This window comes from Streptomyces sp. a15, assembly GCF_059026085.1.
The window spans coordinates 38,669-52,875 of the sequence record NZ_JBWLKM010000014.1 but is presented as its reverse complement, the minus strand read 5'-3'; the positions used below and the strand labels follow the sequence as shown (position 1 = coordinate 52,875).

Below are 14,207 nucleotides of genomic sequence, written 5' to 3'. Positions count from 1 at the left end.
CCCTGCGTTCCTCAGCCTCTCAGCCGGGCCCGGGAATCCGTAGCGTCACCGGCCCCAGCAGCCCCGCCGAGAGCTGGTAGGGGAAGGCCCAGGCGGTCGGTGTGGCTTCGGCCAGATAGGGGGCCAGGGTGTTGTGGACGGTCGCGTCGATGCGGACGGTACGCCCGGCGGCGCCGCGGAGTTCGAAGCGGTACGGCGCACAGAACGCCTCGCCGACGCGCTCCCCGTCGAGAAGGACCGTGACGCTGCCCCGCACCCGGCCCAGATCCAGTACCGGGTCCGGCCCGGACGGCACCTCCAGCGACCGCGAGTACGTCACGCCGCCGCTCCAGCCGCCCAGCCCCAGGGAACGCCAGTCCCCCAGCGGCAGCGGCGCCGGTACGGTGTGCACGCGCACCGGTCCTCGCCAGGCGGAACCGCCCCGCAGCAGAGCCGTGGGCGAGGTGACGACCTCGAACTCCGTCGGCTCTCGCAGCGGTTGATCCAGCGTCAGCACCGGCTTCGCGAGCGCCTGCTGAGGGCCGTCTCCCACCCGAACCGACGCGGGCAGCCGCAGCGGCAGGTCGACCGACACGGTGCCGGGCGGCACCGTGAAGCGGAAGCGCTGTGCCGCCTCACGGACGTCGTCCGTGGACCGCAGCGGCAGTACGGCAGCACCCAACACCGGTGCGCCCGTGAGCCACTCGGTGTCCGGCAACGGGTGCGGCCGTACCGCGGCGTAGCAGTGCTGCAACTCCCCCCAGCGGCCCTCGTGTTCGACGGTACGCCCCTGCCACCCAGCGGTTTCGGCCTCCCAGCCGGCGCCGCTGACCAACGCGGTCGACTCGGCGCCTGCCACCAGGTCGATGAAGACCGCCTCCCGTGCGGGCCCGCCATCGGTGACCACCTCGAGTACGTGCTCGCCCGTCCCGAGGGTCAGCCGGTGGCGGAAGAACGTCGGGACCGCGCCCCAGTCGGACTCGTAGTACTCCGCCTTCTCCTGGCGCGCCACCACCGCCCCGTCGAGCAACACGGTGACGCCCGCCGCGGCGCCCACGACGAGGACCGTCTCGGTGCCGTCGCGCGGGAGTCGCAGCCGTCCGCGGTAGGTCACGCTGCCGTCCGAACGTACGCCGTCCGGCAGACACATGAACTGCGGGCGCGGTGTGAACCCGCCGGGACGGGACAGGCAGAAGTAGCTGCCCAACGGTGTGCCGGCGGCGCCCGCGATCAGCGACGGCCGGTCCTCGGCTTCCGACAGTTCGTACTCGAGCACGTTGCGGGGCCGCTCCACCTCCACCCGGGCGGACGCGAGGTAGCCGCTGCCCGTGTCCAGCCGCTCGCCGTTCCACCACACCCGCTTGGCCGCCGCCGCGCCGATGTGCAGTTCGGCGGGTCCGCGGTGGTCCGTCTCCACGATCGACCGGACCCGAGCGACCGTTCCGCTCCCGGGCACGGGGACCCGTACGAACTCCTCGGGCACCAGCCCCTTGTTGCCGAGCAGCCCGTCCGGATCCGGGATCCCGCGGCTCGACGAGTACAGCGAGACGCCCCAGCCCGCATCCGGGGGTGCGAGGGGCAGCTCTCCGGCCAGTACCTGTTCGGCACGGGCGCCGTCCAACGGGTCGGGGGCCCGGTCGGCGGGCACCGGAGGCAGGACGCGCACCCGGTTGCCGTACGTCGCCCTCGTCTGCTCCCACCCCGCGTCGGGCCCGTCGGTCTCCGTCCACCGCATGGTCCAGATCTGCGGCTCGTCGACGGACGAGCCCGCGGGCAGCGCCAGGTCGCCCCAGGTGTTGTCCATGGTCGGGGCCAGTCGGCCCGTCCAGCCGGTCGAGACGTCGATCGTCCGCGCCGGGCCCGGTGGTGGCGCGACCGTCCGGGTCGGCGGGGTGCCTTCGCGCCATACGACGAGGGCGGCGGGGGCGCCGTCCAGCGGCACCTCGATCGTCGAGACGTCGTTGGAGTGAGTGACGTGCGCCGGGTGTCGGGCGCCGGTCGCCGGGTTCCAGATCTCGGCCTCGGCGACCGGGGCGTGCACGGTGACCGACGAACTGCGGGCGTAGCGAGCGGGGTCGATCTCGTGGTTGCCCCTGGGCGGGTGGGTGCGGGCGTCCGGAAAGGCTCCCGTCACCAGGGCGACGGCCTCGTCGCCCTGCCTCCTGACGAGGAGCGGCACTTCGCCCGTCGCGTGTCCGGCGGCGTCGGCCACCGCCGCCGCGCCGGCCGCGGCGTCGCTCGCCCGCTCCAGCCGCGGATGGTCCAGCAGTGCCCTGACGACCAAGTCGTCACCGGCCAGGCCGGCCGCGGCCACGGGCGGGCGGCCCACGACCACGACCCGTCCGCCGGCGTCGAGGAGTTCCGTCAGCCGGCGCGCCGTCGCCTCCTCCAGGACGCTCGCCGAGGGCAGCAGAACCGCGGTGTACGCCAGGTCCCTGATGCGCAGGGTGCCGTCGGCCGCCTTGGCGCGCTGCACCGAGGCGTCGTCGATGACGTCGAAGGAGACGCGGTGCCGGTCCAGCGCGCCGATCTGGGGCCTCAGCCAGTTGTTGGTGCCGCACAGGTCCAGGTAGTGCCGCTGCGTCTCGTCGACGTCGGCGTGGCCGTCGCCGAGGCGGCCGTCGCCGAAGTGCTGGACGGGCACGTCCAGTGGGATGAGGGACTGCATGGTGGCTGTGGGGTGCAGGACGGCGACGTCGGCGCTGTAGGTGCCCCACGACATGATCGAGCAGATCCGGGCGACGGCCCGGGAGAACGCCGGGTACTCCTGCCAGTAGGGCTGCCGCCAGTCGGTGGACGGCGGCGCCCACTCGAACCAGCCGCCCGCTGTGCCGAAGTAACTGGCGTGCGGGTTGTACAGGTTGGCGCCGCTGCGCAGGAACGGCAGGAGCCAGTCGTAGGTGTCCTCCAGGGTGCCTCCCCATCCGGAGGAGTGGAACGCCTCGATCCAGACGCGCTGGTGGCCGTAGAGGTGGGCCATGGAGGAGTGCACCTTGGAGTCGCCGTGGTGGTCACTGCCGGCGGCGCCGTACCAGCGGTGGGTGCGGAAGTAGTCGGTGTAGAGCTGCGTCGACTGGGCGGGGAAGCCGGCGCGTGCGGGGTTGCTCTGGTCGGATCCGATGAGCATGCCGCGTTCGTCGTGCCAGGCGGCGAGCGGCCGGAAGAGGGCCTCTTCGGTGAGTTCGGTGCGGACGGCGTAGTAGTCGGCGCGGATCTTCGCCGTCCGGGGGGTGGCCGGGCCGAACACGGCCGGCAGGTGGTCGAGCAGGTCGTAGCCGCGCCGGGCGCGGAACTCCTCGGGGAAGCGGTGGCTCCAGGAGTTCGTGCCGGGCAGTTCGTCCTGGAAGCTTCCCGCGATGACATTGCCCAGGTACTCGGGGACCCGGCGGTCGTACTCGTGATGAACGGCGTCCAGCAGCAGGCCGACGGCGTGCTGGTCCAGATAGTCGAACGCGGTGGGGACGGCTACGACGAGCTGCACGTCCGTCCCGTCGGCGGCCGCGATACGGGCGGTTTCGGGACCGGAGTCCGTCGCCACGGGCAGGCGTCGTCCCGTCAGGTCGTACGCGCCCACCAGGCTTTCGGAGCTGTGCAGCGCGACCGTGCCCGCCAGGACGGCGGCCCTGCGCAGGCGCAGCGCCCGGCCGGTGGCCTCCGGGTGTCGGCGGGTGACGCCGCCCTGGACGTTGGCACCGGAGAACCCGATCTGGTCGTAGAACCACAGGCGCATGCCGAGTTCGCCGGCGATCCGGCAGGCGTCGGTGAAGCGGGCCCACCACTCCTCGCCGAACCATGCCGGATCGTCGGTCCGGGCTCCGAAGGTGGGGCCGGCGGGCGCCAGATTGATCACCACGAGGTTGTGCACGCCGCCGTCCGCGAATCTGCGCATCTGCCATGCGAGGCGCTCGCGGGTGACCTTCGCGCCCGACCACCACCACAGCGGAGTGGGACCGAAGTCGCGGGGCGGATCGTCGAACAACTGCTGCAGGACTGGAGAGATCACGGATGCGGTCCTCCGGCTGTGGCTGGGACGCTCTCACGGACCAAAAACGTTTTTACGGCAGCTTCACCGTAGGACACCTGGGACATCCCCACCAGATCCCGGACCGCGCGAAGACTCCACCTGCTGCCTCCACCGATGCTTGCGCGACCCCTTGTTGGAACGTTTTTGTAATCCTATAGTCACTGCGACCCGGCCCTTCAGCCGCGACGTCCCCCTCCGCTCGGCCCCTCCCCAGACGACGGAGTCGCATCATGGCCCGAACCTCCGCTGCCCCGGATCACCCGAAACCGCCAATCCCCAAACGTCTCTGGAAGGTTGCGGCGCTGTCGGGCATGGCCTCGTACCTCGATGCCGCGCTCATCGTCAGCATCTCCGTCAACCTGGCCATCTACCGGGACAGTTACGACATGGGCGTGTGGATGGCGGGGGCGATCAGCGCGATCGTCACCGGCTGCATCGCCGTCGGCTCCCTGGTCGGCGGACGGCTCGCCGACATGTTCGGGCGCCGCCGTGTCTACAACCTGGACATCCTCTGCTACGCGCTGGGCGCCATCGTCATCACGCTGGCGCCGAACGACATCGTGCTCCTGGCCGGCGTGCTCGTCGCGGGGCTGGCGGCCGGTGCCGACCTGCCGACCTCGCTGGCCGTGGTCTCGGACGCCGCGCCCGCCGACGGCCGGGCCCGTCTCGTGTCCTTCACCCAGGTCATGTGGGTGCTGGGCATCGTCGTCGCCATCTTCCTCGGCTACGTCCTGTCGGACACCGGCATGATCGGGGCGCGGATCATCACCGGCCATCTGGCCGTCGCCGCGCTGCTCACCTGGCAGTTCCGCGCCCGTCTGCGGCTGGCCGAGGAGCCGTCGGACGCCGCGGTGCAGGAGGAGGCGGCCGCGCTGGCCGCCCCGCGCGGCATCGAGCTCAAGAACGTGTGGAACCGTGCCGCGTTGCTGCCGATGGCCGCGACCTTCGTCTACTACGTCACCTGGGGCATCGGCGCCAACACCATCGGCCAGTTCGGCACCTATCTGCTGGTCACGGTCAGCGGTGCCTCGCAGAGCCTGGCCACCGGGATCAACCTGGTCTTCCTCCCCATCGCGCTGGTGCTGACCTTCTTCTTCGTCCGGATCGCCGACACCCCCTGGCGCGACCGGCTGTTCTACGTCTTCACGGTCGTCCAGGTCGTCGCCTTCTGCATCGCCTCGCTCACGGCCGGCGCCCTCGTCGGCATGCTCGTCTTCTTCGTGCTCTACCAGATCTCCAACCCCTTTGCGGGAGAGACCAGTTACAAGGTGTGGTCACAGCTCACGCTGCCCCCGGACACCCGCGGCACCACCCAGGGCCTCACGTACGCCCTGTCACGGGGGGTCTTCGCGGGCGTCGCGTTCGTCACGCCCGCCCTGATGGAGTACAGCGCGTCCCTGCTGCTCTGGTCGATCACCCTCTGCATGGCGGCCTCGGGGGTCGCGGGCGTGTACATCGTCCGTGTCCTCATCCGGCGTTCCCCCGATGCCGCTGCCGCCCCGGCGGGTCTGGGAGCGGCCCGGGCCTGAAACCGCACCGGACCTCGGAAGGAACACCGCCCATGGCAACGACCGAACCCACGACCGTGACCGCGGACCGCGCCGCCACTCTGCGCGAGGCGCTGCCCACAGTGCCCCGCCGCCGCACCCGGATCGGACTGGTCGCGGGCGGCCTCGGCACCTACTGGCCGCAGTTCCCCGACCTCCTCCCGCAGTTGCGGGAGTCGGCCCGGTACGTCACCGAGCGGCTGCGGCAGATGGACGCGGAGGTGACCGACGTCGGCTTCGTCTCCGACGCCGAGGAAGGCGCGGCCGCCGCCGAGGAGCTCCGCCGGGCGGACTGCGACCTGATCGTGCTGTTCCTGACGACGTACCTGACCTCGTCGATGGTGCTGCCGATCGCCCGGCGCGCGCACACCCCCGTCCTGGTCATCGACCTCCAGCCCTCCGAACGGATGGACCACGCCTCCTTCGACACGGGTGCCTGGCTGGCGTACTGCGGCCAGTGCCCCGTGCCCGAGGTGGGCAATGTCTTCCGCCGCGCCGGAATCCCCTTCCGGTCGGTGTCGGGCTGGCTGCGCCAGGAGTCGGCCTGGCGGCGCATCGAGCAGTGGATCCGGGCCGCACACGTCCGGGCCGCGCTGCGGCACGCCCGGCACGGACTGATGGGGCATCTGTATCCCGGCATGCTCGACGTGTCGACCGATCCGACCCTGCTGCCGGCGACGTTCGGCTCGCACGTCGAGGTGCTGGAGTTCGACGACCTGCGGCACCGGGTGGAGAAGGTGACCGAGCAGGAGACCCGTGAACGCATGGCGCTCGCCCGCCGGGTCTTCACCCTCGACGACAGCGTGGTGGACGAGGACTTCGCGTGGGGAGCGACCGTGTCGGTCGCACTCGACCGGCTCGTGGCGGACTTCGGCCTCGACACCCTCGCGTACTACCACCGCGGGCTCGACGGCGAACTGCACGAGCGGCTCGGCGCCGGCATGATCCTGGGCGCCTCCCTGCTCACCGCCCGGGGCGTGCCCGCGGCCGGTGAGTACGAACTGCGCACCAGCGTCGCCCAGTTGGCCTCGCAGAGCATCGGAGCCGGCGGTTCCTTCACCGAGATCCAGGCGCTCGACTTCGAGGACGGCGTCGTGGAGATGGGCCACGACGGGCCGGCCCACCTCGCCGTCAGCGCCCGTGACCCGCTGCTGCGCGGCCTGGGTGTCTACCACGGCAAGCGCGGCTGGGGCGTCAGCGTGGAGTTCGACGTCCAGCACGGCCCCGTCACCCTCCTCGGCCTCGGCCAGGACGCCGACGGCAGCCTGTCGTTCATCACCTCCGAGGGCACCGTCGTCCCCGGCCCGCTGCTGGAGATCGGCAACACCACCAGCCGCGTCGACTTCGGCCGTGATCCCGGCGAGTGGGTCGACGCGTGGAGCGCGACGGGCGTCGGCCACCACTGGTCCCTCTCGGTCGGCCACCACACCGCCGATTTCCGGGCCGCCGCGAGTCTGCTCGGCATCGACCACCGAGAGGTCTGACCATGACCGGAACGTGCCGCCGCCACGGCCTCGAACAGGGCCACGGGTCGTGCTCGGCCGCACGGTCCCAGGCCCGGTCGCCCGGTCGCCCGATTCACGATCGCCACAGAGCCCGCCTCCTCGGCACCGCCACAGCCCCCGACACGGCAACCTTGAGAACGCGACGGAACACCGGAACATGCCACCGGCCACGACCTCGAACACAGCCACGGGTCATGGTCAGCCACACGGTCCCAGGCCCACTCGCCCGATTCACGATCGCCACAGAGCCCGCCTCCTCGGCACCGCCACAGCCCCCGATGCGGCGGCCTTGAGAACGCGACGGAACACCGGAACATGCCACCGGCCACGACCTCGAACACAGCCACGGGTCATGGTCAGCCACACGGTCCCAGGCCCACTCGCCCGATTCACGATCGCCACAGAGCCCGCCTCCTCGGCACCGCCACAGCCCCCGATGCGGCGGCCTTGAGGAGGCGGCGGAAGGTGGAGCATTCCATGTGGCTCGGCGCGGGGCAGGCAGCGGCGTGCCGTAGGGAGTCGCGCAGAACGCCGAGTTCGCGGATCGTCCGGTCCAGCTCCTCCGCCTTGGCCGCGAGCACCTGCCGGTCGATGCGGGGCTGTCCGTCCGGCGCGAACATGCGCGCGATCTCGTCGAGCGAGAAACCGGCGGTACGCCCTGCGCCGATCAGCGCCAGACGCTCCAGCACCCCGGGATCGTACTGACGGCGCAGGCCCCGCCTGCCGATCGAGGCGATCAGGCCCTTCTCCTCGTAGAAACGCAGCGTCGAGGCGGGAACCCCGGCGCGGTGCGCCACCTCGGCGATGTCCAGGTCTGTCATCCTCTTGACCTCAAGTCGACTTGAAGTAGGACGGTGTCATCTCCACCCCGGCAAGGCAACCACAGGAGCAGAACATGAACGTCACGCGCAGGACCGAGGACGAGCAGGCGGCCCGCTGGAACGGGCCCGCCGCCCATGCCTGGGTCGACGCCCAGGCGGTGCTGGACGAGATGCTCAGGCCCTTCGAAGACCTGCTCGTCGAAGCGGTACTCGCCGAACCCGCGCGTCACGTGCTCGACGTCGGCTGCGGTACGGGCGGCACCACGCTGGCCGTCGCGCGGCGATTGGGCGCGGAGGGCCGTTGCGTCGGCATCGACATTTCCGAGCCGATGGTCACCGCCGCCCGGGCGCGCGCCGAACAGGAGGGTGTCCAGGCTTCCTTCGTCCGTGCCGACGCGCAGGACCACGCGTTCGAGCCCGCCACCTTCGACACCGTCATCTCGCGCTTCGGCGTCATGTTCTTCAAGGACTTCGTCCGAGCCTTCACCAACCTGCGGCGTGCCGCGAGGGACGACGCCCGGCTCCGGTTCATCGCCTGGCGCGGCCCCGCGGAGAATCCGTTCATGACGACGGCCGAACGCGCCGCGGCCCCGTTGCTGCCGAACCTCCCCGCCCGCCGACCGGACGAGCCGGGCCAGTTCGCCTTCGCGGACGCCGGCAGGGTCCACCACATCCTGGAGGAGAGCGGCTGGACCGGCATCGACGTCCGGCCGATCGACGTGGCGTGCGCTCTGCCCGAGAAGGAACTGGTCGGCTACTTCACCCGACTCGGTCCCGTCAGCCTCGTCCTGGGCGAGGCCGACGAGCGCACTCGAAGGCGCGTCGTCGAGACGGTCCGCGCCGCCTTCGACACCTTTGTGCAGGGCACGGAAGTCCGCTTCACCGCGGCCTGCTGGATGGTCGGTGGCCGAGCATCGTCCGCGTCGTAGGGCGGGCAGTCCGCGTTCACGAAACTTTCGCGGCACCGGCAGCCCTTTCCCGAGCGCGGGTGACTGACGCATCCTCGATGCGAACACCTCCGACCAGACCGGGGCGGCGACCCCATGAAGGGACCACATGACGCGGAAGAAGGCCCTGGTGGTCCGAGGCGGATGGGAGGGACACCAGCCGGTCAAGGCCACGGAGTTGTTCCTGCCTTTCCTCCAGAGCAACGGATACGACATCCGGATCGAGGAGTCGACCGACGTCTACGCCGACGCCGCCGAGATGGCCGGCACCGACCTCGTCGTGCAGTGCGTCACGATGTCGGAGATCGCCCCCGAGCAGCTGTCGGGACTGAGCGCGGCGGTCGTGGCCGGCACCGGCTTCACCGGCTGGCACGGTGGCATCGCCGACTCGTTCCGCGCCTCCTCCGACTATCTCCACCTGGTGGGAGGCCAGTTCGCGACCCACCCGGGCAAGGAGCCGTGCGAACGCCGGGGGGACGCGGAGGACAACTTCCTGCCCCACGTCGTCACCATCACGGAACTCGGCCGCGAGCACCCCGTCACCGCGGGCATCGAGGATTTCGAGCTGAACACCGAGCAGTACTGGGTCCTCCACGACGACCTGAGCGACGTCCTGGCCACCACCACCCATCCCGCCCGGCCGTGGCAGCCCTGGCACCGGCCGGTCACCTCACCGGCGGTCTGGACCCGTCGGTGGGGCGCCGGGCGCATCGTGGTGACGACACCGGGGCACAGCCTCGACGTGCTCGAGCACCCCCAGGTCCGCACCATCATCGAAAGGGGCATGCTGTGGGCGACGCGCACCGCATCGGCGTCGTAGGTCTCGGTGTCATCTCCCGCGCGTATCTGAACACGCTCATCGGCCATCCCGCCGTACGCGTCACCGCGGTCGCCGACCTCGACGCCTCCCGGTCGGCCACGGTCGCCGCCGAACTGCCCGCAGCCGAGGCGCTGACCGTCGAGGAGTTGCTGAGCAGCCCGGACGTGGACACGGTGCTGAACCTCACCGTTCCCGCGGCCCACGCCGAGATCGCCCTCGGCGCCATCGGCCACGGCAAGAACGTCTACGGAGAGAAGCCGCTGGCCGCCACCCTCCGCGACGCCCACACCGTCATGGAGGCCGCCGCGAAGGCGGGAGTCGGTGTGGGGTGCGCGCCGGACACCGTCCTGGGCACCGGAATCCAGACGGCGCGGACGGCTGTGGAGGCGGGGACCATCGGACGCCCTCTGTTCGCCTCGGCCGTCATGACCACCCCGGGACACGAACGCTGGCATCCTCACCCCGACTTCTACTACACCGCCGGGGGTGGCCCCCTGCTGGACATGGGGCCGTACTACCTGGCGTCCCTGGTCCACCTGCTGGGTCCGGTGCGTGCCGTGATCGGGGCGTCCAGCCGGCTGCGCGCCGAGCGCGTCATCGGTTCCGGCCCGCGCGCGGGCGAGCGGATACCGGTCGAGGTGGACAGTCATGTCTCCGGTGTGCTCGAGCACGCGGACGGTGCGCTGACGACCATCACGACGAGCTTCGACGGCGTTGCCACCACGGCGGTGCCGATCGAGGTCCACGGCGAGACGGGGACGCTCACGGTTCCGGATCCGAACCACTTCGACGGCGAGGTACGGCTCTTCGAACTCGGCGGCCAGCAGTGGCGCACGCTCCCGCCGTCGGCGGGCTACGTCGGTGGCGCACGGGGCATCGGTCTGCTCGACTTCATCACCGCCGATGAGCAGCGGCCGCCTCGCGCGAACGGCGACGTCGCCCTGCACGTGCTGGAGGCGATGAGCGCGCTCCTCCGCTCGTCGGCCGAGGGGCGCCGTATAGAGCTGACGACGTCGACGGCGCCGCCCGTCCCCGTTCCGCTGACGGCCGCCGAGGAGTGGAGACGACGCTCCGCCCGCTGACCCACGCCGCCGTGCGGCCGAGGGGTGCGACCGGCCGGTCCTCGACCACCAGGACCCCGACGCCGCCAGGTCTTCGGCGGCCCGGTCGAGACGTGTCTCATCGCCCGCGGCCAAGGGCCCGATCGGTCCGGCAACCGCCGCCCTCAGCGCAGGGCCCCCTTGGTGGCGTCGGCGATGAACCCGCGGGCGAAGAAGGTGAACACCAGCACCAGCGGAATGACCGACAGCAGCACTCCGGCCATCACCATGCTGTAGTCGGTGGAGTGGCCGGCGTACAGCTGTGCCAGTGACACCTGGAGGGTGAGGCGGTCCGGGTTGACCAGCATCACCAGCGGCAGGATGTAGTCGTTCCAGGCGGCGATGAAGGTGTAGATGCCGAGGAACGCCAGGGCCGGGCGGACGCACGGCAGCACCACGTGCCAGTACAGGCGGAAGAACCCGGCGCCCTCCAACCGGGCGGCGTCCAGCAGTTCGTCCGGGACGCCGCTGCTGGTGTACTGGCGCATCCAGAAGATGCCGAAGGCGTTGGCGGCGGCGGGCACGATGAGCGCCTGGAGGGTGCCCAGCCAGCCCAGCTGCACCATGATCTCGTACTGCGGGATGATCGCCAGCTGGGTCGGCAGGATGTACATCGCGAGCAGGAGGCCGAACAGGTACTTCTTGGCGGGGAAGTCGTACTTGGCGAAGGCGAAGGCCGCCAGGGAGTCGAAGAACAGCACCAGCAGGGTCGTTCCGACCGCCACGATCACCGTGTTGAACAGCGACCCGAAGAAGTCCATCTTGTCGAACAGATGCTGGATGTTGGTTCCCAGGTTGGAACCGAACCACAGCTTCGGCGGGTAGCTGTAGATGTCCTGCGAGGTGTTCGTCGCCATGACGATGATCCAGTAGAACGGGAACACCGAGATGACGACACCGGTCATCAGGATGAGATGGACGCTCAGCCCGCGGACGCGCTTGCGGTTCTGGCTGTTCACGGCCGTCGCTCCTTACGCTGCACCAGGCGCCAGTTGATGGTGACGATGAGCAGGATCAGCAGGAAGAAGGCCCAGACGATCGCGGCCCCGTAGCCGAAGTCGTTGTTGTCGAAGGCCTGGTGGTAGAAGTACAGCAGCGTGGTCAGACCCGCCTGGCCCGGCCCGCCGGAGTTGGGGTTGGTGGCCGCCTCACTGCCGAACAGCACCTGTGGTTCGGTGAAGCTCTGCAGGCCGGTGACGGTGGAGATCACCACGGTGAACAGGATGATGGGCCGCAGCATCGGGATCGTGATGGAGAACAGGATCCGCACCGGGCCGGCCCCGTCCATCTTGGCCGCCTCGTAGACTTCCGAGGGGATGGCCTGGAGGCCGGCCAGGTAGATGATGGCGTTGTAGCCGGTCCACTGCCACGTCATCAGGGCCGCGATCACCAGCTTGATCGTCCACTCGTTGCTCATCCACGGCACGGCAGACAGGTGCACCGACTTCAGGATGGCGTTGATCAGGCCGAAGTTGTTGCTGAAGATCGCGCCGAAGAAGATCGCGATGGCCACCAGCGAGGTGATGCTGGGGATGAACAGGGCGATCCGGTAGAAGGCCGTGAGGCGCTTGGTGGAGTTCACCAGCACCGCGAGCACGAGTGCCAGCAGGAGCATCGGCACGGTGGACAGCACCCAGATGACGAGGGTGTTGCGGACGGACAGCCAGAACACCGGGTCGTCCCACAGGAAGCGGAACTGCTGGAACCCGACGAACTGCATGTCCCCGATGCCGTCCCACTTCTGGAACGCCAGATACACGGTGTAGAGCACCGGGAAGAGCATGAAGACCGAGAAGAGCACGTAGTACGGCGAGATGGCCAGGTACTGCGGCCAGTATCTGGCGGCCTTCCGTCTCGGCCCGCGCCGAGCCCCGGCCGACACCGGCCGGGCCCGGCGGCCGTGCCGGCCCGGACCGCGCGGGCGGTCCGGGGCCGGCCGGCCGACGGGCCCGGTGTCGGGTCCCAAGGACGGTCCGGTCGCGGCCGGGCCGGCTACCGGGCTTGACGACATGTCACTTCACTCCCTGACGCTGGGCGATCTGCTTGGCCTGGCTGACGGCGTCCTTCCAGGCGGTGTCGGGGTCCTTGCCCTTGGCCTCGACGCTGGTCAGCTCGCTGTAGAAGGGGGCCGAGACCGCCGCGTCGGCCGGGGCCTCGTAGACGGCGGGGATCTTCTCGGCCGCCGGGCCGAAGATCTCGATGGTCTTCTGGCCGCCGAAGAAGGGGTCGCCGCCGGTCAGCGCCGGCAGCTTGTACGCGGCGGGGGCGGTCGGGAACAGGGCCGCGTCGGTGAAGCCGCGGGCCTGGTTCTCCGGGCTGAGGATCCAGCTGATGATCTTGAAGGCCTCTTCGGGGTTGCCGCAGGTCGCGGGCAGCGCCAGGAAGGACCCGCCGAGGTTGGACGGCCCGCTTGGCAGGCTCGCCACCCGCCACTTGCCCTTGGTGCCCGGGGCGGCGTTGGTGATGTCCAGCGCGTGCCAGGCGGCGCCCAGTTCGGTGCCCAGGGTGCCGCCGCTGATGGCGGCGTTCCAGGTGTTGTCGTTGATCTTCGCGTCGATGCCGAGGGTGTAGGGCTGCACGGCGGTGGTCCAGGCGGTGCGGATGTGGTCCTGGTCGCCGATGAACTTGTTGTCCTCGTCGATGAACCGCTGGGTGCCCTGACCGATGATCATCGAGAACACCGAGCCGATGTTGTTGATCAGGAAGGTCTTCGGTACGGCCTTGTTCAGCTCGACGCCGGCCTTGAAGTAGTCGTCCCAGGTGGACAGCTGGGAGGAGACCTCGGTGGGGTCGGTGGGCAGCCCCGCCTTCGCGAAGAGGTCCTCGCGGTAGTACATGGCGCAGGGGCCGATGTCGATCGGGAAGCCGATGAGCTTGCCGTCCTGGCTGGTGGCCTGCTTCAGCTTCCACGACAGGTACTGCGGGACCAGCTTGTCCGCGCCGACGGTCTTCAGGTCGATGAACCGGTCTGCGTTGGGCAGGAACGAGGCGATGTCCTCGCCCTTGATGCCGGTGATGTCCGGGGCGGACTGCGCGGCCCTCAGGCCGGTGAGCAGCTTGGTCTTGAAGTCGCCGCCGACCATGGAGGTCTTGAGGCTGATGTCGGAGGAGAAGTGCTTCCTGGCGTCCGCGACGACCTTGTCGCTCAGGCCGCCGGACCAGTACCAGAGGGCCAGGTCCTTGTCCTTGCCGCCGCTCGTCTCGGCGCCGCCGCCGCACGCTGCGGTGGCACCTGCCGCAGCGGCCGTCAGTACGGCGGCCTGAAGGAATCGTCTACGGGAAAGGTCCACGGTCTTCTCCTGGTGTTCGACGTGTCCGGCTGGGACCCGTGAGGCATGGGCGATGGCGGGGAAAGCGGAGGTCCGGATGGCTGAAGGGCGACGGTGGCCGACGAACGCACCTCGCTGCCCGGGACGTGTGACCTTGGTCTTCTCAGACGGTGCCGACGCGTGAATGGCGGCGAA

10 protein-coding genes are annotated in these 14,207 nt (G+C 70.2%); 5 read left to right on the top strand and 5 right to left on the bottom strand.

The window, feature by feature from the left end; all coding sequences use genetic code 11:
- Positions 1-19: 19 nt before the first annotated feature.
- Complete coding sequence (locus AC5P09_RS17140; protein WP_493874741.1) at positions 20-3,982, bottom strand: glycosyl hydrolase; 3,963 nt, start codon at positions 3,980-3,982, stop codon at positions 20-22.
- 251 nt (positions 3,983-4,233) lie between these two features.
- Between AC5P09_RS17140 and AC5P09_RS17135 the strand changes: the two genes are divergently transcribed.
- Complete coding sequence (locus tag AC5P09_RS17135) at positions 4,234-5,532, top strand: MFS transporter (protein ID WP_493874740.1); 1,299 nt, start codon at positions 4,234-4,236, stop codon at positions 5,530-5,532.
- Between the two features lie 32 nt (positions 5,533-5,564).
- Positions 5,565-7,034, top strand: coding sequence for an arabinose isomerase (locus tag AC5P09_RS17130; protein ID WP_493874739.1), 1,470 nt, complete (start codon positions 5,565-5,567; stop codon positions 7,032-7,034).
- Positions 7,035-7,444: 410 nt separating this feature from the next.
- On the opposite strand, the gene AC5P09_RS17125 is transcribed toward AC5P09_RS17130, so the two are convergent.
- Positions 7,445-7,876, bottom strand: a complete 432-nt coding sequence (locus tag AC5P09_RS17125; RefSeq protein WP_493874738.1) for a helix-turn-helix domain-containing protein — start codon at positions 7,874-7,876, stop codon at positions 7,445-7,447.
- Positions 7,877-7,950: 74 nt separating this feature from the next.
- Between AC5P09_RS17125 and AC5P09_RS17120 the strand changes: the two genes are divergently transcribed.
- The 3 genes from AC5P09_RS17120 (at position 7,951) to AC5P09_RS17110 (ending at position 10,725) form a co-directional block, all read left to right on the top strand.
- Positions 7,951-8,805, top strand: a complete 855-nt coding sequence (locus AC5P09_RS17120; RefSeq protein WP_493874737.1) for a class I SAM-dependent methyltransferase — start codon at positions 7,951-7,953, stop codon at positions 8,803-8,805.
- 127 nt (positions 8,806-8,932) lie between these two features.
- Positions 8,933-9,643, top strand: a complete 711-nt coding sequence (locus AC5P09_RS17115; RefSeq protein ID WP_493874736.1) for a ThuA domain-containing protein — start codon at positions 8,933-8,935, stop codon at positions 9,641-9,643.
- Positions 9,613-10,725, top strand: coding sequence for a Gfo/Idh/MocA family protein (locus tag AC5P09_RS17110; protein ID WP_493874735.1), 1,113 nt, complete (start codon positions 9,613-9,615; stop codon positions 10,723-10,725). The genes AC5P09_RS17115 and AC5P09_RS17110 overlap by 31 nt, the downstream gene beginning before the upstream one ends.
- Positions 10,726-10,868: 143 nt before the next feature.
- On the opposite strand, the gene AC5P09_RS17105 is transcribed toward AC5P09_RS17110, so the two are convergent.
- The 3 genes from AC5P09_RS17105 to AC5P09_RS17095 are packed head-to-tail and all read right to left on the bottom strand — an operon-like array spanning position 10,869 to position 14,033.
- Positions 10,869-11,648, bottom strand: coding sequence for a carbohydrate ABC transporter permease (locus AC5P09_RS17105; protein ID WP_493874837.1), 780 nt, complete (start codon positions 11,646-11,648; stop codon positions 10,869-10,871).
- Positions 11,649-11,698: 50 nt separating this feature from the next.
- Positions 11,699-12,754, bottom strand: a complete 1,056-nt coding sequence (locus AC5P09_RS17100; protein ID WP_493874734.1) for a carbohydrate ABC transporter permease — start codon at positions 12,752-12,754, stop codon at positions 11,699-11,701.
- Position 12,755: 1 nt separating this feature from the next.
- Positions 12,756-14,033, bottom strand: a complete 1,278-nt coding sequence (locus AC5P09_RS17095) for an extracellular solute-binding protein (protein WP_493874733.1) — start codon at positions 14,031-14,033, stop codon at positions 12,756-12,758.
- Positions 14,034-14,207 lie beyond the last annotated feature (174 nt).